Raw genomic sequence first — 21650 nt, 5'->3', positions numbered from 1 at the left:
GCCTCCGGCAGTACGTAACGGCAGGTTCCAGCGTCGTCCGCTGCCGGAGGTCTCTTCCACCCGAAGGACGCGGGGCGTGGTGCGTCCCGTACCGCCTCGGGCCGACGCCCCGGGAACCAGTTGGTTCCGTATTGACGGGCACGTCGCAGATTAGGGAGTACTCCCCTCCGCGTGCACCAGAGTACCCGACCCCCCAAAGGACGGTAAAGAAAAGGGTAAAGTGAGAGCCAAGTCACCTGGTCAGATGCGCATTTAGGTCAACTTCGGAGGCGTTCCGACCGCCGGTCGGAGCCGCGACCGGGGTCCCTCAGCGGTCCCAGGCGCGGCGGCCCGCGGCGACCTGTGCGAGCACCTCGGACAGGATCGCGCTGCCGGCTGGAATCCGTGGCGGCTCATACGTCCAGGTGTGTCCCACCCACGGGTCCGCGAGGTGCGCGTCGGGGACGGGGGTGAGCCGCAGCAGCGACCGCCACAGCGGGTCCAGCAGCGGACCGTACGCGGTGGCGTCGTCACGGTCGGCGACCATCATCAGATGGACCCCGACATCGGGCCCCTCGTCCGCGAGATACCGCAACTGGGTCACCGCGCGGTCGTCGAAGCCGTGCGGGAAGTCGTTGACGATCAGCAAATGCTGCGCGGTGTCGATGTCGGAGGGCAGGGAGTCCACGGCCTCGCTGCGCAGCGCCATCTGGACCAGGTCCACCCGCCGGGTGAGATGGCCGAGGGTCCGGGCGACCCCGGTGCCGCCGCGGGCGACGGGTGCGGCGAGGACCCCGGCGTCGGCCAGCGGGGCGAGCGCGGCAGCACCGGCGCCCGCCGCGTCGATGAGGTGCACGGCGAAGTCGCCGGGCGGGTGGACGGCGAGCAGCCGGGCGGTGTGGCCGACCGCCGAGTCCAGGGCGAGCCGCTTCAGCCGCTCGCCGTCGGGGACGGTGGCCGCGCCGTCGGAGCCGCGCCCGCTGTCGATCCACAGGCCGCGTTCCAGCGGGAGCCGGACGAGCATGGGGATGCGCAGGGGGTCGCCCTCGGGCAGATGGAGGTCGCCCAGGCGCAGCGCCATCGGGGCCTCCAGGGGGACGCGGTAGGCGTGCCACACCGGGTTGTCCCAGCTCGCGCACGCCGCCGGGAGCGCGGGCTCCACCACGGCGGCCTCGGCGGTGAGCTGGTCGAGATCGCGGTCGAGGACGGCTCGCGCCCGGCCGACCAGGTCCGTGTACTTGGCGCGGGCCGCTTCCCGGGCCTTGTCGCCCGCGCCGCCGATACGGCTGCGCGGATCGGAGAGCGCCTTGTCGAGTTCCTGTTCGCGGCGGGAGTCGGCGAAGTCGACGGCGCTGCGGTAGGCCGACGCGCTGCGCGCCAGATCCTCGAACATGCCCCAGACCTGGTTGTAGAGCCGCTCCTCCAGGGACCAGCCGGTCGCGTCGCCCGCGACAGGCCCGGCGGGCTCCCCCGGGCGGGCCGGGGGCCCGGTCGGCGCGGGGGGCGGGGGTATGTCGGTGGTGCGGCCGCGATGGGTGTAGTCGATGGGTCCGCCGCCCGGTGGCTCCGTCCGGGCGGCCGGGTGCGGCGGTTCACCGGCGGGCGCCGGGTCGGTGGGTCCGGCGGTCCGGACCTGCTCCGACGGCGCGGGCTCCGGGCGGGCGGGCTCCGGACGGGACGCCTCGGGCCGGGACCGGCGGACGGGCGGGGGCGGCGAGGGGTCGGCCGGTGGCTGGGGTGCCCCGGCTCCCGGGCGCGGGGTGGCGGGCCGTGTGTCGGCGGGACCGGCTCCCGGGCCGGGCGGCGCGGTGGCGTTGTCCGTGGCCCCGGTCCGCAGCCGTGCCGCGCCGGAGGTGTGTGGCGGGACCGGGGCGGCCGGGCGGGCGACGGCCTCGTGGATGGCGGCGGCGAGCTGTGCGGCCTGGGGCAGGCCCTGGTCGGCGAGGAGGGCGACGAGGCCGCCCGCGTAGCCCTGGCCGACCGCGCGGACCTTCCAGACGCCCTGCCGTCGGTACAGCTCCAGCGCGACGACGGCGGACTCGGCGTCGAGGCCGGTCACGGTGTAGCTGGCGAGCTCGGTGCCGTCCGGGCCGCTGAGTGCGAGGAAGGGGGCGGGCAGCGCTCCGAAGTGCACGGGTCCGTCGGCGCCCGGGGGCAGCGCGAGGAGGACGTGGACCCGGCCGACGGGGTCGGGCAGCGCCGCCAGGTCCAGGGCCAGCCGGTGGTCGGGGGCGGCCTGCCGGGGGACCTCCAGACCGGGCAGACAGGGGGCGCCGGGGTGGGCGACCCACTCGGTGCCGAGCACCCCGCCCTCGTCGTCGCAGAGCGTCGCTCCGGCCACGACCGGTCCGCCGACCGATACCCGGATCTCCAGACGGGTCCGGTTGAGGGGGTGGTTCTGCCCCCGGACCAGTTCGGCCGTCATCGCCCTTGTCCCCCTGGTCGGGCCGCCGGACAGGGTCGCGGCGGCTGGTGCCACCGGGCGGTCGCCCGGGGTGTGTACGAGGGGCGGGCGCCGGTGGCGGTGCCCGCCCGGTGGGTCACAGATGCGGCAGGACCGCCGGGATGAGGTCCTGGAAGGTGCGGCCGCTGGCGGGCTGCCCGATGGCGGTCATCTGCCAGCCGGAGCCCGAGCGGTGCACCTTCGCCATGATCTGCGCGGTGGAGCGCTGCCAGGTGGTGGCCGACGAGCCCTTGTCGACCTTGACCGGACCACCGGACTCGCCGCCGTCGAGGGAGTAGCGGGCGAGCTCCTGGCCGTTGGTCTCGTCGACGATCCGGCAGAAGGCGTTCTGCACCTCGGAGAAGGTCTGGCCGGTGAACGAGTTGACCGTGAACACGATCTGGTCGATATGGACGGGCAGCCGCTGGAGGTCCACGACGATGGCCTCGTCGTCGCCGCCCTGTCCGGCGCCGCCGACGAGGTTGTCGCCGGTGTGCCGCACGGAGCCGTCGTCGCTGACGAGATGGCGGAAGAAGACCACGTCGACGGGCTGCTTGTCGGCGAAGAGGATCGCCGACGCGTCGAGGTCGACCTCACGGGTGCGGGTACCGAACAGACCGCGGCGCGGCGCGGCCTGCCAGCCGAGGCCCATACGCACCGCGGTCAGGGCGCCCCCGTCGTTCTTGTGCAGGCTGATGGCCTGGCCCTTGGTCATGTTGACCGTCACGCGCTGTCCCCTCTCGGACTGTCCCCTGCTCCCGCGTGCACGCGGTGTGGCAGCACCCTACGCACGGGCACCGACATCGCCGTCCCGCGGTACGCGTTTGTGTCGGTCTTGCAACACACCGTCCGGGGGCGGCGGAAGGAGCCCCCGCACGGGGCCGCGCACGCGTCGCGGCGGCCCCGTGCGTACCGCCGGTCGCAGCCGATCGGCCGGTCGCCTCAGACCTGTCCGGCCTCCTTCATCTGCCGCAGTTCCTTCTTCATCTCCGACACCTCGTCGCGCAGCCGTGCCGCGATCTCGAACTGGAGATCGGCCGCGGCGGCGCGCATCCGCGCGGTCATCTCCTCGATCTGCTGGGCGAGTTCGGCGGCCGGCTGGTCGGTGGGGACGACGGCCTTGGACTTCCCCTTGGCCTTGGCCTTGGCGGCGGTGCCCAGCGCCGGGACGGGTGCCTTGGCGGACTTGCCGTCCTTCGACTGGCGGTAGCCGGAGCCGAGCAGCTGCTCGGTGTCGATCTCCTCGCGCGCGATGGTCGCCACGATGTCGTTGATCTTCTTGCGCAGCGGCTGCGGGTCGATGCCCCGTTCCGTGTTGTACGCGACCTGCTTCTCCCGGCGGCGGTTGGTCTCGTCGATGGCCTTCTCCATCGCCGGGGTGATCCTGTCCGCGTACATATGGACCTGGCCGGAGACGTTACGGGCGGCACGGCCGATGGTCTGGATCAGTGAGGTGCCGGAGCGCAGGAAGCCCTCCTTGTCGGCGTCGAGGATCGCGACGAGGGAGACCTCGGGCAGGTCGAGCCCTTCCCGCAGGAGGTTGATGCCGACCAGGACGTCGTACTCCCCGGCGCGCAGTTCACGCAGCAGCTCCACCCGGCGCAGGGTGTCGACGTCGCTGTGCAGATAGCGGACCTGGATGCCCAGTTCGAGGAAGTAGTCGGTGAGGTCCTCGGCCATCTTCTTGGTGAGGGTGGTGACGAGGACCCGCTCGTCCTTCTCGGTGCGCTTGCGGATCTCGTGCACCAGGTCGTCGATCTGGCCCTCGGTGGGCTTGACGACGACCTCGGGGTCGATCAGGCCGGTCGGGCGGATGATCTGCTCGACGAAGCCGTCGCCGCGCGACAGCTCGTAGGCGCCGGGGGTGGCGGACAGATAGACGGTCTGGCCGATGCGCTTCTGGAACTCCTCCCACTTCAGCGGGCGGTTGTCGAGCGCGGACGGCAGCCGGAAGCCGTGGTCCACCAGGGTGCGCTTGCGGGACGCGTCGCCCTCGTACATGGCGCCGATCTGGGGGACGGTGACATGCGATTCGTCGATGACGAGCAGGAAGTCGTCGGGGAAGTAGTCCAGCAGGGTGTTCGGCGGGGAGCCGGGGTCGCGTCCGTCGAAGTGCATCGAGTAGTTCTCCACGCCGGAGCACGAGCCGATCTGGCGGAGCATCTCGATGTCGTAGGTGGTGCGCATCCGCAGCCGCTGGGCCTCCAGCAGCTTGCCCTGCTTCTCCAGCTCGGCCAGCCGGTCGATCAGCTCCTTCTCGATGTCGTTCACCGCGCGCTCCAGCCGCTCGGGACCGGCCACGTAGTGCGAGGCGGGGAAGACATGGAGCCGCTGGTCGTCGCTGATGATCTCGCCGGTGAGCGGGTGGAGCGTGGAGAGCGCCTCGATCTCGTCGCCGAACATCTCGATCCGGACGGCGAGCTCCTCGTAGACCGGGAAGATCTCGATGGTGTCGCCCCGCACCCGGAAGGTGCCACGGGTGAACGCGAGGTCGTTGCGGGTGTACTGGATGTCGACGAAGCGGCGCAGCAGCTCGTCCCTGTCGATCTCGTCGCCGACCTTCAGGGAGACCATCCGGTCGACGTACTCCTGGGGCGTGCCCAGGCCGTAGATGCAGGACACGGAGGCGACGACGACGACATCGCGACGCGTCAGCAGGGAGTTCGTCGCGGAGTGCCGCAGCCGCTCGACCTCCTCGTTGATCGAGGAGTCCTTCTCGATGTACGTGTCCGACTGGGGGACGTACGCCTCGGGCTGGTAGTAGTCGTAGTACGAGACGAAGTACTCGACGGCGTTGTTCGGCAGGAGCTCACGGAACTCGTTCGCCAGCTGGGCGGCCAGGGTCTTGTTCGGCGCCATCACCAGGGTGGGGCGCTGGAGCTTCTCGATCATCCACGCCGTGGTGGCGGACTTGCCGGTGCCGGTCGCGCCGAGCAGGACGACGTCCTTCTCACCGCCGCCGACGCGCCGCTCCAGCTCCGCGATGGCCGCGGGCTGGTCGCCACTGGGCTGGAAGGGGCTGACGACCTCGAAGGGTGCCACCGAACGTTCGATCTGGGATACGGGCCGCATGGCATCCACCGTACGACCCCCCACTGACAACCGGCGTTCTCGCAGGTCCGGGCCCTGTCGCGGCGGGTGGGGTCACCAGTCGGGCGGGGTCTGCCGGGGGTGGTGGCCGGGCGGGGTGCCGCCGGGGGTGCCGAAGAGGGAGGGCTGGACGGGTGCGGAACGCCGGTCGGTGTCGTCCTCGGTGCGGCCCATGACCAGCAGCGGGTCGAACATGACGACGACCCCGGCAAGGATCAGGAAGACCAGCGGGCCGATCAGCATGGGGGCCAGCAGTTCCGCGGAGGACACACCGGTGGGCGTGCCGGTGGAGTCGTGCAGGTCGACGCTGAGCGCGGCCATCCCGGTGTAGTGCATGCCGGTGACCGCGACGCCCATCACCAGACTGGCGCCGAGGGACCATCCGAAGCCGCGCACCTGGGCGGCGGCCCACAGGGCGGCGGTGGCGGCGGCGACCGCGACGGCCACCGACAGGACGACGGTGCCCGTGTCGTAGACGAGGCTGCCGTTGAGGCGCATGCCCGCCATCCCCAGGTAGTGCATGGACGCGACGCCGAGGCCGGTGAGGGTGCCGCCGGTGAGCAGGGCCGCCCGGGTGCCGCCCCGGTAGCCGACGATGAAGATGCCCACGCCGACCATGACGATCGCGACACCGAGGCTGGCGAACGTCAGGGACGGGTCGTAGTGGATGGTCGTCTCGTCGACGCTGAAGCCCATCATGGCGATGAAGTGCATCGTCCAGATGCCGGAGCCGATCGCGGCCGATCCCAGCAGCAGCCAGCCGGGCCGCCAGGAGTGCGTGACCAGCAGTGACCGTGTGGTGCAGCGCAGTCCGAGCGCGGCTCCCAGGCACGCCATGGCGTACGCGACGACCGGTGTGATCCATCCATGGCTGAAGCCGTCGACGGTCCCTTGCATGAGCCGTAGCCCTTTCACCCGATGAAACCCGCGTGGCGTCCGTTCCCCCCTGGGGCCGCGGATCGTCATGGGCCGATCCGAGGAGTATGACCGCATCGGGAACGTTTGAGCGATTTTCCGGTAACGGATCCGCTTACCCGCCCGCGCGGAACGGCGGGGAACGGCGCGGGACTGTGCCGAACGGTGTCGTGCGTACGTCCGACCGGGTCATCCGTTGCGCGCACGTCCACGCGCCGCACCCGGTGTGCCGGTCCGGTGCTGTCACTCTCGGTCCGTGCTTGTTCATATGATGCGAGAGGTACCGGTCCGCGCGCGTACGGCCGCGGTCGCCACGGTCGTCGCGCTGGGCGTGGCGGCGGTGTTCCTGCCCGCCCTGTCCACCCAGGCCCTCGCGGGTGAGGGCGAGGTCGTCGTGATCGCGCACCGCGGCGCCTCCGCGCAGGCGCCCGAGAACACCCTCGCCGCCGTCGACCTGGCCGATGAGCTGGGCTTCGACTGGATCGAGAACGATGTGCAGCGCACCAAGGACGATGTCCTGGTGGTGATCCACGACACCGATCTGAAGCGCACCACGGACGTCGAGGAGGTCTTCCCCGGCCGCGCGCCGTGGAAGGTGCGCGACTTCACTGCGGACGAGATCGCCCGGCTCGACGCGGGCAGCTGGAAAGGCGGGGCACACGCGGGCGCGCGCGTGCCGACGCTGCGGGAGTTCCTGCACCGGCTGGACGCCAACGGCCAGCGGCTGCTGCTGGAGATCAAGGCCCCCGAGCAGTACCCGGGCATCGAGAAGGACGTCCTGGAGGTCCTCAGCCAGGAGCAGTGGCTCGACCGGAGGCATCTGCGGAACCGGCTCGTGGTGCAGAGCTTCAGCGCGGCCAGTGTGCGCGCGGTGCACGACGCCCGCCCCGATGTGCGCACCGGCTTCCTCGGCACCCCCGAGCCGGCGGACCTGGGCTCGTACGCGAGCTTCACCGACCAGATCAATCCGCGCAGCACCACCCTGACTGCGGCCTACGTCGCCTCCGTGCACGCGCTCGACGGTCCGCACGGGCGGCCCCTCGAAGTGAACACCTGGACGGTCAACGACCCTGAGGCGGCCCGCAGGGCGGCCCGTACCGGGGTCGACGGGATCATCACCAACGCCCCCGATGTCGTCGAGGAGGCCCTGGGCCAGGACGACTGACCGGCCCGGGGCGGGCGCGACGCTCGGCACGCGGGCGCCGCCGCCCGCCGAGCGGGGGTCCTGTCCGCCGTGGCTGTCGGGTTGTCAGTGGTCGGCCGTACCGTGGTGGTCATGGACGCTGACGGGCAGGAAGAGCGGGACACACGGCGGCCCGCGTGGGCGGTGGTCGACAGCGACATCGGGCCGCTGCTGCTGGTCACGACCGCGCGGGGACTGGTCAGCGTCGTGTTCCACGCCCGGGACGCCGTACGCGAGAAGGCGCTGGACGAGCTGGCGTCCAGGCTCGGCGCGCGGCCGGTGCACGCTCCCGGCGATCCGCTGCTCGCCGAGGCGGTACGGCAGGTCACCGCGTACTTCCGGGGTGAGCTGAGGGAGTTCACCCTGCCGCTGGACTGGTCGCTGATCTCGGGCTTTCCCCGCGAGGTGCTGCGGGAGCTGGCGGCGGGGGTGCCCTACGGGGCCGTGGTCGGGTACGGCGAGCTGGCGGGCCGGGTGGGCCAGCCGCGCGCGGCACAGGCCGTCGGCGCGGCCATGGGCGCCAATCCGCTGCCGGTCGTGGTGCCGTGCCACCGGGTCGTCGAGAGCGACGGCGGGATCGGGGGGTTCGGGGGCGGTCTGGAGGCCAAGCGGACCCTGCTGGCGCTGGAGGGAGTGCTTCCGCAGCCGCTGTTCTGAGCCGGCCGCAGGCGCTGTTCTGAGCCGCAGGCGCTGTTCCGGGCTGGGCTCAGGCGCTCTTGCCTGCGGGCGGGCGGACTGCGGGCCCTGTTGCGGGCGGTCCGCAGGCGCTTCCGCGGGCGGGGCGCAGGCGGCTTCCCCGGGCCGGCCACGGCCGTCCGCCGCGAGCGGTCCGTGGGTGTCCTCGCGGGTCGGCGCGGACGATGGCGCTCCGGGCGGAGCGGGCGGCTGGTGTCAGACTGCGGCGGTGACTCCTGACGCGAGATCTGAGCCCGGCCAGGGCGTTCCCCTCCCGCCGCACGGCGACCGGCGGCCCGTGGCGGGCGCCGAGGCGGACCAAGGCATCCCTTCGAAGGGGCCGGGCGGGACCGTCCCCGACGAGTCCGTCCCCGGTCTGCCCGGGAGCGCCGGGGAGCTGACCTCGCTGCGCCGCCGGGTCGCCGCGGTGCTGATAGCCAGCCAGATACTCGGCGGGCTCGGTATCGCCACGGGCATCGCCCTGGCCGCCGTGCTCGCGAAGGAGGTCGGCGGATCGGACTCGCTGTCCGGTCTCGCGCTCACGGCGACCGTGGCCGGCACAGCGGTCCTGTCGATGCCGCTGGCCTCCCTGATGAACGCGCGCGGACGACGGGCCGGACTGGTCCTCGCGTACGCGATCGGCGCGTTCGGCGCCGCCCTCGTCGTCGTAGGGGCGTCCGTGGACAGCTTCCCGCTGCTGCTGGCCGGTATGGCCGGGTTCGGCGCGGCCTCGGCGGCGAACCTCCAGGCCCGGTTCGCGGCGGCCGACCTCGCGGAGCCGCGGTATCGCGGGCGGGCCATCTCCAACGTCGTCTGGGCGACCACCGTCGGCGCGGTCCTCGGGCCGAACATCGCGGCCCCGGCGGGTGCGAGCGTCGCGGGTCTGGGCATCCCGGAGGCCGCCGGGCCGTTCCTGTGGGCGGCGGGGGTGTTCGTGCTCTCGGCGGTTCTGGTGGCCGTGCTGCTGCGGCCCGATCCGCTGCTGGTGGCGCGGGCCCTGGAGCCCGTCGAGGAGCGCGCGCCCGGCGGCGGTTCGATGCGCGCGGGCTTCACCGCCGTGGCCGCGTCGCCCCGGGCCCGGCTGGCGCTGGTGACCGTCGCCCTGGCGCACACCGCGATGGTGGCCGTGATGGCGATGACACCCGTCCATCTAGGACATCATGGCGCCGACATCGACCTCATCGGTCTGGTCATCAGCGGCCATATCGCCGGGATGTACGCGTTCTCGCCCGTCATGGGATGGCTGTCGGACCGGCTCGGCCGGGACTTCGTGATCGCCCTGTCGGTGCTGTTGCTGGCCGGCGCCGCGCTGTTCGCGGGCACCGCGGGCGGCGCCCACGGACGGACCGCCACCGGACTGTTCCTGCTGGGCCTAGGCTGGTCGGCCGCCCTGGTCGCCGGTTCGGCGCTGCTCACGGAGTCGGTACCGGCGCCCGCGCGGGCCGCCGCGCAGGGTCTGTCCGACCTGGTCATGAACACGGCCGCCGGGGTGGGCGGCGCCCTCGCGGGCGTCGTGGTCGCCACGGCGGGCTACGGATGGCTGAACCTGCTGGCGGCGCTGCTGCTCCTGCCGCTCGGCGCGCTGGCGCTGTGGACCCGGCCGGGGGCCCGCGGTGAGGCCGTGGGGCCCGCCGCGAAGGCCGTCGGCGACAGCGGGTAGCGCGGCCGGGGTCCCGGAGCGCCCGGAAGCGGTCCCGGAGCGCTCAGAGGTTGATGTGGTACGCCTTGCGCAGCGTCTCGTGGACCGTCCATGTCGTGCGGTCCCCCGCGCGCAGCACCGCCGCGTCCCCCGGGCCGACCTCCAGCGTGTCGCCGCCGTCGACCTTGATGGTGGCGCGCCCGCTGATCACCACGAACAGCTCGTCGGCCTCCGTGTCGGTCACCACTCCCGGGGTGATCTGCCAGATGCCGCGCACCTGCTTGCCGTCCGGGGACTCCCACAGGGTCCGGCCCGTGACGACCGGGTCCCCGGAGACGATCTGAGCCGGATCGAGCGGTTCCGGCGTCAACTCGGCCTGGGGGATGTGTACGGCAAATGACGAAAGATTCTGATCGTTCGCGGTCATGGCCGGTCACCCTAGCGGGCCCGGCGCGCGCCCCGGCGACAGGTCCCGTACGGGTTTGACGAGGCTTTCGGTCCGCCAGGGATGGAAGAAGGCTCTTGACCCGGGAGGCACTGTGGTTCTGGTCGTGTCCAAGGACGTACGCGAGGCGCTGGAGGCCCGGCGACCGGTCGTCGCGCTGGAGTCCACGATCATCGCGCACGGACTCCCGGCGCCCCGGAACCTGCGGGTGGCCCGCGGCCTGGAGGACGACGTACGCGCGCGGGGCGCCGTGCCCGCGACGATCGCCGTTCTCGACGGACGGCCCCATGTCGGCCTGGACGGGCCGCAGCTGGAGCGGGTGGCGAACGACCCGGCCGTCCGCAAGCTGGGCCACCGTGATCTGCCGCTGGCGATGGCCACCGGGGCCAGCGGGGCGACGACGGTGTCCGCCACCGCGCTGCTGGCGGCCCGCTCGGGGATCAGGGTGTTCGCGACGGGCGGCCTCGGCGGGGTGCACCGGCAGTGGACCGCGACCCAGGACGAGTCCGCGGATCCGGCCCTGCTCGCCCGGACCCGGATCACGGTGGTGTGCGCGGGGGTGAAGTCGATCCTCGACGTCCCGGCGACCCTGCAACGACTGGAGACCCTGGGCGTCGCCGTCGCCGGGTACCGCACCTCCCGCTTCCCCGGCTTCTACCTCACAGACTCCGGGCACCCGGTGGACTGGCGGCTCGACTCCCCCGGCGCCGTCGCGAACGTCATGCGCGCGCAGGACTCGCTGGGCGGACCCGACTCCGCGCTGATCGTCGCCCGGCCGGTGGCGGAGGCCGAACAGCTCGATCCCGGGCTGCACGCGCGCGTGCTCGACGCGGCGCTCAAGGAGTGCGACCGACGGGGGATCACCGGCCAGGCGGTGACACCGTTCCTGCTGGACCAACTGGTCCGTCACACCGACGGCGCGTCGCTGGACGCGAATGTGGCGGCGGTGACGGGGAATGTCCGTCTCGCGGCCCGGATCGCCGCCGCCTGGACCGGGGTGTGAACGCCGCGCTGCTCGTCCTCGGGGAGGTGATCACGGACATCGTCGCCCGGCATACCGCCCCGCTCGCGCCCGGCACCGACACGGCCGCCGTCATCCGCACCGTGCCGGGGGGCGCGGGCGCCAACGTCGCCTGCTGGGCCGCCCACCAGGGCGCCCCCGATGTCCGTCTGCTGGGCCGGGTGGGCGCCACGACGGCCGCCTGGCACCAGCGCCTGCTCACGGCCGCCGGGGTGCGCCCCCATCTGGTCGTCGACCCGCACGCGCCCACCGGGACGGTGATCAGCCTGGTCGACGCGGGCGCCGGCGCGGAACGCACCTTCCTCACCGACAGCGGAACCGCTCCCCGCCTCGGGGCGGCCGACTGGACGGACGCGTTCCTGGACGGGGTCGCGCGGCTGCATCTGTCGGGCTATCTGTTCTTCACGCCGTCCGGCCGCGGCATGGTGGACGCGGCGAAGTCGTCGGCAAGCGCGCGGGGTGTGCCGGTGAGCGTCGATCCCGCGTCGGCCGGGTTCCTCGGGCACCTCGGGGCCGACCGCTTCCTCGCGCTGGCCGCCGGGGTGGACATCCTGCTGCCCAGCGAGGACGAGGCACGGCAGCTGACCGGCTGGCCGGACGCCGAAGACGCGGCGGCACAGCTGAGCCGCGCATTTCCGCTGGTCGTGGTGAAGCGGGGCGCCAAGGGCGCGCTGGTGGCCCGGGACGGAGCGGTGCGGGCCCGGGTCCCCGCCTTTCCGGTAGCGCGGACCGAGGACACCACAGGGGCGGGCGACGCGTTCACGGGCGCGTTCCTCGCCGGACTGCTCAGGGGCTCGGGGATCACCGACGCGGTAGCCGAGGGATGCCGTGCGGGTGCCCGGGCCGTGTCCCAGGTCGGCGCCCGCCCGGCGCGTGGGACGGGTGGGACGCAGGGGGTGGACGGGATGGAGAGGGTGCAGAGGCCGGATGTGACGCGCAGGCCGCACGGGACTCACAGGACGGACGGGTCGCGCGGGACGGACGGGACGGACGGGGGACCGTGCTGACGGTACGGGGCGGACATGGCGGAGGGCCGGTGTCACCGGATGGAGTGAGACCCGGGAACGGAACGGAATGTTCCGTTCCCACAGGCTTCCCCGCACCCGCTCCAGGACTGGCAGACTTGCCCGCCAAGTCACCATCCAGCACGAGGAGTCCGGCATGTCGGTAGCGGGGAACCTGCGCAAGGTCGGCAACCTCCCAGGGGTCGACGGCCTGCGCAGGGTCGGGCGAATGGCTCGCAAGCGCCCACGCGTCGATCTGAGTCATCCGGCGCGGTCCCCACTGGGATCGGCGGTCGTCAACTGCGTCCGCTACCACGACGGGATACGCCAGCCGGACGGCAAGGACCTGGTGGAATCCGTCGAGCGGACCCGCAAGACCGACAAGGGATTCGTCTGGCTCGGACTGCACGAACCGACGGAGCGCCAGTTCGCCGGGGTCGCGGAGCTGTTCGAGCTGCATCCGCTGGCCGTGGAGGACACGGTGCACGCCCATCAGCGGCCCAAGGTGGAGCGGTACGGGGACACGCTGTTCGCGGTGTTCAAGACCGTCTGCTACGTCGATCATGTCGAACTCACCGCGACCAGTGAGGTGGTCGACACCGGCGAGATCATGGTCTTCGTCGGCCGGGACTTCGTGATCACCGTGCGGCACGGACGGCACGGCTCGCTCGGGCCCGTACGGGAGGGGCTGGAGGCGGAGCCGCAGCGGCTGGCGAAAGGGCCGGCGGCGGTGCTGCACGCGATCGCCGACCATGTCGTGGACGACTATCTCCAGGTCACCGACGCGATCCAGGCCGACATGGACCAGATCGAGTCCGATGTGTTCTCCGAGCAGGGCGCCCGTGTGGACCCGGGGCGGGTCTACCAGTTCAAACGCGAGCTGCTGGAGCTCAAGCGGGCCGTCATACCGCTGGACCGCCCGCTCCAGGTCCTCGCCACCCAGCCGATGCGCGCGGTCGACCCCGAGATACAGACCTACTTCCGGGACGTCTCCGACCATCTCCAGCGGGTCGCGGAGCAGATCCACGCCTTCGACGACCTCGTCAACTCCATCCTCCAGGCCCATCTCGCGCAGGTGACGGTCGCGCAGAACTCCGACATGCGCAAGATCACGGCCTGGGCGGCGATCATCGCCGTCCCGACGATGCTGTGCGGGATGTACGGCATGAACTTCGAGAACATGCCCGAACTCCGCTTGACGTACGGCTATCCGGCCGTGCTCGGGGTGATAGCCACGGCGTGCGTCCTGCTGTACCGCGGATTCCGGCGTAACGGCTGGTTGTGAGGACCACGATTCGGCGGCTCCGGGGGAAGGTCTCCCGGAGCCGATCTCGGGCACACGACGCCGGGTGCGGTTTCTCGGTGCCCATGTCGGTCGCCCGACGCCGGGTGCGGTCGCTCGGTACCGAGGCCGGTCGCCCGATGCCGGGTTGCGCGCTCGGTGCCAGGGGCCGGAACCGGGGTTGAAGGCCCGGGGCCGAGGGTCGGAGCCGGGTCGGAGCCGGGGTCAGTGTGTGGCGTACACGCTCTCGACCCAGGCGGCGATCTGCTCGTCCGACAGATGTCCGGCGAGATCGGCCTCGCTGATCATCCCGACCAGCCGCTTGTCCTCGATGACGGGCAGACGGCGGATCTGGTGCCCCTGCATCTCCTGGAGCACCTCGCTGACGTCGGCGCCCGAGTCGACCCAACGGGGCGTGCCCTGGGCGAGGTCACCGGCGGTGACCCGGGACGGATCGTGGCCCATCGCCACGCACTCCACGACGATGTCGCGGTCGGTGAGGATGCCGCAGAGGCGTTCCTCCGCGTCGGCGATGGGGAGTGCGCCTACGCCCAGGTCACGCATCAACTGAGCCGCGCGGTCAAGGGTCTCGTGCGCGGGAATCCACTGGGCGCCGCGGTGCATCATGTCTCCGGCGGTGGTCATGCGGTACCTCCTGGTGCCGGACGGCCGGCGCGGCGCGGGGGGCGTCGCTGGTCCCGGCGCCCTTCATTCTCTCCGGGGCGCGGAAGGAGCGCACCCGCTAGGGACGGCGACCGCGTCGGGGGGTACGGCGGCGCCGAGGGCGACGCCCGCGTATGGCGGTGCGCGCCCTGGCCATGGCCGGGCCTCATCGGGCGGGGTTGACTGAGGAGCGCGGGCCGGACGCGTACGGGCAGCGGGCCCCTCACCCGCAAGGGCTCACCGGCGAGGACCCGGTCGGCCCGGCGAACACACAGATGGCCTGGCAAGCACACAATCGGCAAGGAGTGGTCTGATGATCGACGGAGCGTTGTTCGTGGTGGTGCTCGTGGGAGCCCTGGTGTGCGCGGTGTCGGCGGGCGCGCTCTTCGCGTTCTCCAGCTTCGTGATGAAGGGCCTGACCGCCCTGCCCCCCGCGCAGGGCATCGCGGCGATGCAGGCGGTCAACAGGGCCGCGCCGGGCCCGGCGTTCATGGTGGCCTTCCTCGGCGGGGCCCTGCTGAGCGCGGTGATCGCCGTGTTCACCCTGGTGTCCTGGCCGGGCGAGGGCGGGCCGCTGCTGCTCGTCGGCTGCGCGCTGTACCTGTTCGGGATGCTGGGAATCAGCGCCGTGGCGCACTTCCCGCGCAACGACGCGTTGGACAAGGTCGACCCCGAGGCACCGGCCAGTGCCGCGTACTGGCGCGACTGGGCCCGGGAGTGGACCAGGTGGAACCACATACGCACGGCCGCCGCGCTCGCGGCCGCGACCCTGTTCGTCCTGGCACTCGTCCGGTGAGCCCGAGACGGGAGCGGGGCGTCCGATACGGGAGCGGGGAGCCCGGTGCGGAGGCGGTGTGTCCGGTGAGCCCGGTGCGGGAACGGTGAGCCCGGTGCGGCGGTGAGTGCCACCCCCGCCGGACCCGCGCCCGGACGACGCCCCACCCCCGCCCCCGCCCGACCTCCGCCCGCACGGGTCCCGTAGCCCGCGCCCCACCTCGGCCCGCGCCGGACGGAGCCCACGCCGGACGGAGCCCGCCCCGCCCCCACCCGCCAGGCCCGGCGACGGGCCCCCGTACCGGTCGGCGCCGCAGCCCCCCGCGTCGTATCGTGGCCCCAGAGCGCACGCGAGGGAGACGGCCATGGCCGACCCCAAGGGATTCATGCGGACTCCGCGCGAGGAATGGCCGCGCCGCCCGGTGGCCGAGCGCGTCCAGGACTGGGACGAGGTGTACGTCCCCGGTGCGCTGCTCCCGATCATCCGCCGGCAGGCCGACCGCTGTATGGACTGCGGGGTCCCGTTCTGTCATGAGGCGTGCCCGCTCGGCAACCTCATCCCGGAGTGGAACGACCTGGTGTCCCGGGACGACTGGCGGGCGGCGAGCGAGCGGCTGCACGCCACGAACAACTTCCCCGAGTTCACCGGCACCCTGTGTCCCGCGCCGTGCGAGGCGGGGTGTGTTCTCGCGATCAACCAGCCCGCGGTGACGATCAAGAACGTGGAGCTGTCGATCGTGGACCGGGCGTGGGAGGACGGCTGGGTGCGGCCCCAGCCGCCGGAACGTCTCTCCGGGCGGACGGTGGCCGTGGTCGGTTCGGGTCCGGCGGGGCTCGCGGCCGCCCAGCAGCTCACCCGGGCCGGGCACACGGTGGCCGTCTTCGAGCGGGACGACCGGATCGGGGGACTGCTGCGGTACGGGATACCGGCGTTCAAGATGGCGAAGGACCGGCTGGACCGGCGGCTGGAGCAGTTGCGGGCCGAAGGGACGAAGTTCCGTACCGGTACGGCGGTGGGCCGCGACATCGGGGCCCGTGAGCTGCGCGCCCGCTACGACGCGGTGGTCCTCGCGACGGGTGCGACCCGGAGCCGGGAACTGCCGGTACCCGGGCGGGAACTGGCGGGCATTCATCAGGCGATGGAGTACCTGCCGTCGGCGAACCGGGTGCGCGAGGGGGATCTGGCGGTGTCGCCGCTGTCGGCGGCGGGTCGTCATGTCGTGATCATCGGGGGTGGCGACACGGGCGCCGACTGCCTGGGGACGGCCGTACGCGAAGGTGCCGCGTCGGTGACCCAGCTCGACATCCGCGCGCTGCCCCGGCCGGAGCGCACCGAGGCCGAACCCTGGCCGGTCTATCCGGCGGTCTACCGGTTGTCCCCGGCGCACCAGGAGGCCGGGGAACTGGGCAGCGCCCCGGTGTCGGACGCCGACGCCCGGCTCTTCGCGGCGTCCACGGTGCGCTTCGAGGAGGGGGCGGACGGCCGGGTGGGCGGAGTACGGGTGGCCGACGTCGACGCGGAACGCAGACCGCTGGCGGGGACGGAGCGGGCCCTGCGTGCCGACCTGGTACTGCTGGCGCTGGGCTTCACGGGACCGGAGCTGGACGACGGACCGGTGGCCCAGTTGGAGCTCGCGCTGGACGGACGGGACGTCATCGCGCGGGACGCGTCGTTCGCGACGAACGTCCCTGGGGTGTTCGCGGCGGGGGACGCGGCGCGCGGTCAGTCGCTGATCGTCTGGGCGATAGCGGAGGGCCGGGCGGTGGCCGCGGCGGTGGACCGCTATCTGGTGGGTACGAGCCAGTTGCCCTGCCCGATAGGTCCGTGGGACCGCCCGATGAGGGCGTGAGCCGGGGCCGATGAGCGCGTGAGCGACGGGCGACGGGCGACGGACGACGGGCGACGGGCGACGGGCGACGGGCGACGGGCGACGGGCGACGGCGAAAGCCTGAGCCGGGCCGACACCACCGCGCGTACCGCCACCGCCGCCGACCGGTCAGCGCCCCGACCCGTCAGGCCCTGATCAGCCAGGCCCTGATCAGCCAGGGGCGGCCCGGCCGCCGGGTACGGCTCACGCCTTCCGTCCGACCCCCACGTACCCGGGCATCGGTCCGTTCTCCTGGCCCGGCACCCTCTCCCCCAGTTCCGGGTGCCACTGGTCGACCAGGACGATGCCGGGGTCGACCAGGTCGAGGCCCTCGAAGAAGCGTGTGACCTCGGCGCGGGAGCGCAGCGCGAGACTCAGTCCGCGTGCCTCGTACAGTTCCCGGGCCCGCCGGGCGCCCTCGGGGTCGAAGTCGCCCGTGGCGTGCGAGACGACCAGATGGCTGCCGGACGGGAGGGCCGCCATGTAGCGGCGCAGCAGGTCGTAGGGACCGTCCTCGTCCGGGACGAAGTGCAGCAGGGCGATCATGGACAGGGCGACCGGCCGGCTGAGGTCGAGGACCGCGCGGGCGGCGTCGAGGATCGTGCCGGGGTCGCGGACATCGGCCTGGAGGTACTCGGTGACGCCCTGGGGCGCGCTGCGCAGCAGGGCCTCGGCGTGGGCGAGGACGATGGGGTCGTTGTCGCAGTACACGACCCGGGCGTCGGGGCTGTGGCGCTGGGCGATCTGGTGGAGGTTGGGTTCGGTGGGGATACCGGTGCCGATGTCGAGGAACTGGCGTACGCCCTGGGCGGCGAGCCGGCCCGTGACGCGGTGCATGAACGCGCGGTTGACGCGGGCCATGACCGGGGTGCGGGCGTCCATGGCGACCAGCTTGCGGCCCATCTCCTCGTCGACGGGGTAGTTGTCCTTGCCGCCGAGGAACCAGTCGTACATCCGGGCCGGGTGCGGGGTGGTGGTGTCGATGACCGTGGGGCCGGGCAGGGAGGGGTCGAAACCGGAGATCCGGGAGGCCCTTCGTAACGCCTGTGTGGCCTCGTCCGCCGTCGGCCGGTGCCCGTCCTGGTCCGGTGCGCGTCCCGCTGCCGTGGGTGTGTCGTCCCGCTGTGTCATGAGCGACTCCAAGTCGTCCGCGTGGCTGCCTGACGCCGGTGCGGCACCTCCACCGCCCGTACCGGACGGAACGGCTCCGGTGCCCGACGCCGACGGGATGGGTGGTGTCGAGCTGTGGTGCTGGGTGGTACCGCGCTGCTCAGGTGCGGTGCCGGACGGGACGGCACGGGTGGGGCCGGGCCGGGGGCCGGGCGGGTCCGGCCGTCGTGGGCCCAGAGTGGTCACGGGCCGGATGGTCAGCGGGCGGGCAGGTCATGGGCCAGGGCAGGTCATGGGCCGGGGCCGGGGCCGGGGCCGAGCCGGTCATGGGCTCAGGACAGCAGGAAGTCGGCCTCGCCCTCCTTCGCGCCCTGGATGAACGCCCGGATCTCGCCACGCGTGTAGATGAGGGCGGGCCCGTCCGGATCGGCGGACTGACGCATGGCGATCCTGCCGTCGGCCAGCTTCATGGCCTCGACGCAGTTCCCGCCGTTGCCTCCGCTCCAGGGCTTGTGCCAGCCCTCGGTGCCGAGTTCCCGCGCGGGCATGCCGTTGTATATCCCCGGTCGGTCCATTCATAGCTCCTTGCGGAGATCCCGCAGGATCTCCTTCGTGCGATGTGCCGTAGCGGCCTGTGCCGCCATGCGGTCCATGACCTCAAGGTGCTTGGCCACCTCGGAGCGCGCGTCGAGGTAGACGGCACCGGTCAGGTACTCGCTGTAGACCATGTCGGGGAGTTCCGGCATGGCGAAGCGGAACAGCACGAAGGGCCCGTAGGTACCGGGGTGCGGACCCGAGTCGAACCGGGCGATCTGCAAGGTGACGTTCGGCAGCTTCGTGCATTCCAGCAGCTTGTCGATCTGGCCGCGCATCACCTCGGGACCGCCGGCCGGGCGGCGCAGGGCCGTCTCGTCCATCACGACCCACAGCCGTGGCGCGTTCTCCCGGGTGAGGAGGTCCTGACGCTGCATCCGCAGCGCCACATGTCCGTCGATGTCCTCGGGACGGGTCTGACCGACGGCCCCGGAGCGCAGAACGGCGCGTGCGTAGTCCTCCGTCTGGAGCAGTCCGGGCACGAAGTGCGGCTCGTACGCCCGGATGAGTACGGCCGCGCCCTCCAGGCTGACGTACATGGAGAACCAGCCCGGGAGGATGTCGTGGAAGCGCTGCCACCAGCCGGGACGGTTCGCCTCCTCCGCCAGGAGCACGAAGGTGTCGGTCTCCTCGTCGGAGACGCCGTACGTCTTCAGCAGCAGCTGGACGTACGGGATCTTCAGCGCGACCTCGGCCATCTCCATCCGGCGGACGGTCGCGGGAGCGACGCGGAGGACCTTGGCGGCCTCCTCGCGTTTCAGTCCCGCGCGTTCACGCAGGTCCTGGAGGCGGCGCCCGAGCACGACCTGCCCGACGGTCGGCGCGGACCGCGGTTCGCTCACGTCCACCTCCGGAGAGTCACCGATGATCAGGCAGCACAGAACGGCGGACCCAACTGGGGCCGCTTCGCGTGCTGTTGCGAGCAGTGTGCCATGTGTCCCCGGCCAGGCACACTGCACTCTGCAATTTTCAGAGTGACACTTGCCAAGTGTTCACGACGGGGAGATAGTGGCAAACGTGATTCCGTCCGCGCCGTTAGGAACAGAGGCCGCCGAAATGGGTATCGGTGCCGAGGCAGCCGGGGCGTCTCCTGGCGAAGCCGCCAGGCGCCGCTTCCGCTTCGAATTGGCCGCACATCCGGGTTCTCCCGCTCAGGCCCGGCGCCTCACGCGTGCCCGACTGACCGGTTGGGCCGTATGTGAGGACACATGTGACGCGGCGGATCTTGTGGTGTCCGAACTGGTCACCAACGCCATCGTGCACACCGCTTCCACCTTGATCGTCTGCGAGCTGCACGACGACACCGAGAAGGTGCGGATAGCGGTCAGCGACGAGGGATGCGCTCCGGGCGAGCCGCGGCCCTCGCCGCAGCGCCCGGAGGAGGAGCACGGCAGAGGCCTGCTGCTCGTCGCGGCGGTGTCCAGTGCCTGGGGCGCGCAGGAGACAGGTCCGGGCCTGCTGGTCTGGGCGGATCTGCCGAGGGCCGCGGGCACGGCCAGGCCGGCCGTGGCGGACGCGTTCCGCGGAACGGGGGCCGAATGGCTGTGATGACCGCGCGGTCACTGAGCCTCGGCACCCTGGTGTCGATGGAGCGCCGCCGCTCCGCCCACGGACGTGGCCGCTGCCCGACGCGGCGGCTGACCCTGCCGAAGGACATGGACGTGCCCCTGGGCTGGGACACGGTGTCCGTGCCCGCCCCCTACGCCCGACGGGTGATCACCCGCCTGCCCCGGATCGGCTGTGTCTACGCCGACAGGGACCGCTGGTGGTGGATCGTCCCCTCGGACTCGGACGTGGCACTGGACTGGCCCGCCCCGGCGCGCTACACCACCGGGGCCGTACTACCGGACGAGGACCGCCCACCAGGGCTGATCCACCGACCGGACGCGGCGGTTCCGTACACGCCTCCTATACCGCTCTATCTGGCTCTATGCCGCGTCACAGGGACGACACCGAACTGGTCGCGTCCCGTGACAGCCTGACCGGCGACCCTGGGGGTGTCGCTCGGTCACCCGGTCCGACCGGCGGCCCGTGGGGGTGCCGCCGGTCGGACCACTCTTCGTTTCACTCGATCCGATGAATGGTCCGGCCCTCCCCCGACTTCCGAGCCATCCCTCCCCCGGTTCCGCCCCGCGGCTCTTCGCCGTCCCGCTCGCGCTTGTTCTTCTCGGCGCGGTTCTTCCCGCGGCGCCCCGGGCCCGGTCCTCCCGGTCCCGGCTGTGACCCCGTCGGCCACCGTCCCGGCGTTCAGTCGTCGTAGTCGTCGTGATGACGGAGCCAGCCCTTGCCGTCCCGCACCCGCCGTACCAGCGCCCGGCCGCGGGGTTCCTCCCACTCCTCCTGACGCCCCAGAGCCGTCAGGTCCAGGAGACTCGTCGTGGAACCGAGACCGTCGAGGCCCCGGTCGAAGGTCGAGTACGTGTGGAACAGCCGCTCGCCGTGGCGCAGGAAGCAGCTCACCCCCGCCCGCTCGACCGGGCGGTCGCCCGCGGGCACGGTGGCGCCGAAGTCGGCGTTGAAGTCGCAGACGTACGACGAGTACCACGGCAGCGTCCAGCCCATCCGCGCCTTGAACGGCAGCAGCTTCGTGAACGGCGCCCGCGACACGGCGGCGAAGGCGGTGCCCCGGGCGCGCAGATGGGCCAGGTTCCCGATCTGGTCGAGGAACCCGGAGCAGCCCGCGCACCCGGTGTCCTGCTCCGGCCCGAACATGAAGTGGTACACGACGAGTTGTTCGCGGTCCTCGAAGAGGTCCCGCAGGGCCACCTTCCCGTCGGGGCCCTCGAAGACGTACTCCGTGACGACCTCGACCATGGGCAGGGCGCGCCGGCGGGCGTTGAGCCCGTCCCTCGCGCGGGTGACGGCCTTCTCCTCGACCAGCAGGGATTCACGCGCGGCCACCCACTGGGCACGCGTGACGATCTGCGGGAGCGACATGGTTCCTCCTCCGAACGGCCGGTGGTTG

General features: G+C 72.4%; 19 protein-coding genes and 1 pseudogene. 10 read left to right on the top strand and 10 right to left on the bottom strand.

Features of this window, described 5'->3' with window-relative positions; genetic code table 11:
* Window positions 1–307 precede the first annotated feature (307 nt).
* From OG711_RS29845 to OG711_RS29830, 4 genes are all read right to left on the bottom strand, one after another.
* Window positions 308–2404 (bottom strand): TerD family protein, encoded by a 2097-nt coding sequence (locus OG711_RS29845; RefSeq protein ID WP_329561586.1) that lies wholly within the window; start codon window positions 2402–2404, stop codon window positions 308–310.
* Between the two features lie 115 nt (window positions 2405–2519).
* Window positions 2520–3149 carry a TerD family protein gene (locus OG711_RS29840; protein ID WP_073790859.1) on the bottom strand — a complete coding sequence of 210 codons (630 nt, stop codon included), beginning with the start codon at window positions 3147–3149 and terminating at the stop codon, window positions 2520–2522.
* Window positions 3150–3364: 215 nt separating this feature from the next.
* The gene (gene uvrB / locus OG711_RS29835) at window positions 3365–5494 is read right to left on the bottom strand and encodes an excinuclease ABC subunit UvrB (protein WP_073790862.1); all 2130 of its coding nucleotides are present in this window, start codon (window positions 5492–5494) and stop codon (window positions 3365–3367) included.
* A 72-nt stretch (window positions 5495–5566) separates the two neighbouring features.
* Window positions 5567–6409 carry an MHYT domain-containing protein gene (locus tag OG711_RS29830; RefSeq protein ID WP_079184816.1) on the bottom strand — a complete coding sequence of 281 codons (843 nt, stop codon included), beginning with the start codon at window positions 6407–6409 and terminating at the stop codon, window positions 5567–5569.
* A gap of 289 nt (window positions 6410–6698) precedes the next feature.
* On the opposite strand from OG711_RS29830, the gene OG711_RS29825 reads away from it, so the two are divergent.
* From OG711_RS29825 to OG711_RS29815, 3 genes are all read left to right on the top strand, one after another.
* Window positions 6699–7592, top strand: a complete 894-nt coding sequence (locus OG711_RS29825) for a glycerophosphodiester phosphodiesterase (protein ID WP_405675035.1) — start codon at window positions 6699–6701, stop codon at window positions 7590–7592.
* A 111-nt stretch (window positions 7593–7703) separates the two neighbouring features.
* A complete protein-coding gene (locus OG711_RS29820; RefSeq protein WP_329561580.1) occupies window positions 7704–8267 on the top strand; it encodes a methylated-DNA--[protein]-cysteine S-methyltransferase in 564 nt (187 codons plus the stop codon).
* Window positions 8268–8661: 394 nt separating this feature from the next.
* Window positions 8662–9945 (top strand): MFS transporter, encoded by a 1284-nt coding sequence (locus OG711_RS29815; RefSeq protein WP_073791650.1) that lies wholly within the window; start codon window positions 8662–8664, stop codon window positions 9943–9945.
* Window positions 9946–9988: 43 nt separating this feature from the next.
* Here OG711_RS29815 and OG711_RS29810 read toward each other — a convergent pair whose 3' ends face one another.
* The gene (locus OG711_RS29810) at window positions 9989–10351 is read right to left on the bottom strand and encodes a cupin domain-containing protein (RefSeq protein ID WP_329561578.1); all 363 of its coding nucleotides are present in this window, start codon (window positions 10349–10351) and stop codon (window positions 9989–9991) included.
* A 112-nt stretch (window positions 10352–10463) separates the two neighbouring features.
* Here OG711_RS29810 and OG711_RS29805 point away from each other — a divergent pair, with 112 nt between their 5' ends.
* The 3 genes from OG711_RS29805 (at window position 10464) to OG711_RS29795 (ending at window position 13679) form a co-directional block, all read left to right on the top strand.
* Window positions 10464–11372 carry a pseudouridine-5'-phosphate glycosidase gene (locus OG711_RS29805; protein WP_329561576.1) on the top strand — a complete coding sequence of 303 codons (909 nt, stop codon included), beginning with the start codon at window positions 10464–10466 and terminating at the stop codon, window positions 11370–11372.
* A complete protein-coding gene (locus OG711_RS29800) occupies window positions 11357–12397 on the top strand; it encodes a carbohydrate kinase family protein (protein WP_405675032.1) in 1041 nt (346 codons plus the stop codon). Before OG711_RS29805 ends, OG711_RS29800 begins: the two co-directional genes overlap by 16 nt.
* A 154-nt stretch (window positions 12398–12551) precedes the next feature.
* Window positions 12552–13679 (top strand): magnesium and cobalt transport protein CorA, encoded by a 1128-nt coding sequence (locus OG711_RS29795; RefSeq protein WP_073790868.1) that lies wholly within the window; start codon window positions 12552–12554, stop codon window positions 13677–13679.
* A 222-nt stretch (window positions 13680–13901) separates the two neighbouring features.
* Here the strand turns inward: OG711_RS29795 and OG711_RS29790 are convergent, their stop codons facing one another.
* Window positions 13902–14321: a CBS domain-containing protein gene (locus tag OG711_RS29790; protein WP_073790870.1), complete on the bottom strand. Its 420-nt coding sequence runs from the start codon at window positions 14319–14321 to the stop codon at window positions 13902–13904.
* Window positions 14322–14652: 331 nt separating this feature from the next.
* Here OG711_RS29790 and OG711_RS29785 point away from each other — a divergent pair, with 331 nt between their 5' ends.
* Together OG711_RS29785 and OG711_RS29780 are read left to right on the top strand one after the other, a co-directional pair.
* Window positions 14653–15135 (top strand): anthrone oxygenase family protein, encoded by a 483-nt coding sequence (locus OG711_RS29785; RefSeq protein ID WP_329561572.1) that lies wholly within the window; start codon window positions 14653–14655, stop codon window positions 15133–15135.
* A gap of 343 nt (window positions 15136–15478) precedes the next feature.
* Window positions 15479–16963 carry a glutamate synthase subunit beta gene (locus OG711_RS29780; RefSeq protein WP_266514142.1) on the top strand — a complete coding sequence of 495 codons (1485 nt, stop codon included), beginning with the start codon at window positions 15479–15481 and terminating at the stop codon, window positions 16961–16963.
* Between the two features lie 222 nt (window positions 16964–17185).
* Here the strand turns inward: OG711_RS29780 and OG711_RS29775 are convergent, their stop codons facing one another.
* From OG711_RS29775 to OG711_RS29765, 3 genes are all read right to left on the bottom strand, one after another.
* Window positions 17186–18004: an SAM-dependent methyltransferase gene (locus OG711_RS29775; protein ID WP_329564137.1), complete on the bottom strand. Its 819-nt coding sequence runs from the start codon at window positions 18002–18004 to the stop codon at window positions 17186–17188.
* 419 nt (window positions 18005–18423) lie between these two features.
* A complete protein-coding gene (locus tag OG711_RS29770) occupies window positions 18424–18666 on the bottom strand; it encodes a DUF397 domain-containing protein (protein WP_073790879.1) in 243 nt (80 codons plus the stop codon).
* A complete protein-coding gene (locus OG711_RS29765; protein WP_266514145.1) occupies window positions 18667–19527 on the bottom strand; it encodes a helix-turn-helix domain-containing protein in 861 nt (286 codons plus the stop codon).
* A 166-nt stretch (window positions 19528–19693) separates the two neighbouring features.
* Between OG711_RS29765 and OG711_RS29760 the strand changes: the two are divergent.
* Window positions 19694–20185 (top strand): annotated as a pseudogene (locus OG711_RS29760) (ATP-binding protein); the annotation flags it as partial.
* A gap of 38 nt (window positions 20186–20223) precedes the next feature.
* Complete coding sequence (locus tag OG711_RS29755) at window positions 20224–20667, top strand: hypothetical protein (RefSeq protein ID WP_073790885.1); 444 nt, start codon at window positions 20224–20226, stop codon at window positions 20665–20667.
* Between the two features lie 265 nt (window positions 20668–20932).
* On the opposite strand, the gene OG711_RS29750 is transcribed toward OG711_RS29755, so the two are convergent.
* Window positions 20933–21622 (bottom strand): DUF899 domain-containing protein, encoded by a 690-nt coding sequence (locus OG711_RS29750; protein WP_073790887.1) that lies wholly within the window; start codon window positions 21620–21622, stop codon window positions 20933–20935.
* Window positions 21623–21650 lie beyond the last annotated feature (28 nt).

The organism is Streptomyces uncialis, assembly GCF_036250755.1.
Lineage (GTDB): Bacteria > Actinomycetota > Actinomycetes > Streptomycetales > Streptomycetaceae > Streptomyces > Streptomyces uncialis.
The sequence above is the reverse complement of the archived record's forward strand: the minus strand, read 5'-3'. Positions and strand labels throughout refer to the sequence as shown.

Bases quoted from the DNA above. Each gene is read 5' to 3' on its own strand.
- OG711_RS29795 (WP_073790868.1), top strand. From the start codon at position 12,552: ATGTCGGTAGCGGGGAACCTGCGCAAGGTCGGCAACCTCCCAGGGGTC.
- OG711_RS29830 (WP_079184816.1), bottom strand. From the start codon at position 6,409: ATGCAAGGGACCGTCGACGGCTTCAGCCATGGATGGATCACACCGGTC.
- OG711_RS29770 (WP_073790879.1), bottom strand. From the start codon at position 18,666: ATGGACCGACCGGGGATATACAACGGCATGCCCGCGCGGGAACTCGGC.
- OG711_RS29820 (WP_329561580.1), top strand. From the start codon at position 7,704: ATGGACGCTGACGGGCAGGAAGAGCGGGACACACGGCGGCCCGCGTGG.
- OG711_RS29750 (WP_073790887.1), bottom strand. From the start codon at position 21,622: ATGTCGCTCCCGCAGATCGTCACGCGTGCCCAGTGGGTGGCCGCGCGT.
- uvrB (WP_073790862.1), bottom strand. From the start codon at position 5,494: ATGCGGCCCGTATCCCAGATCGAACGTTCGGTGGCACCCTTCGAGGTC.
- OG711_RS29825 (WP_405675035.1), top strand. From the start codon at position 6,699: ATGCGAGAGGTACCGGTCCGCGCGCGTACGGCCGCGGTCGCCACGGTC.
- OG711_RS29785 (WP_329561572.1), top strand. From the start codon at position 14,653: ATGATCGACGGAGCGTTGTTCGTGGTGGTGCTCGTGGGAGCCCTGGTG.
- OG711_RS29755 (WP_073790885.1), top strand. From the start codon at position 20,224: ATGGCTGTGATGACCGCGCGGTCACTGAGCCTCGGCACCCTGGTGTCG.
- OG711_RS29845 (WP_329561586.1), bottom strand. From the start codon at position 2,404: ATGACGGCCGAACTGGTCCGGGGGCAGAACCACCCCCTCAACCGGACC.
- OG711_RS29790 (WP_073790870.1), bottom strand. From the start codon at position 14,321: ATGACCACCGCCGGAGACATGATGCACCGCGGCGCCCAGTGGATTCCC.
- OG711_RS29780 (WP_266514142.1), top strand. From the start codon at position 15,479: ATGGCCGACCCCAAGGGATTCATGCGGACTCCGCGCGAGGAATGGCCG.
- OG711_RS29810 (WP_329561578.1), bottom strand. From the start codon at position 10,351: ATGACCGCGAACGATCAGAATCTTTCGTCATTTGCCGTACACATCCCC.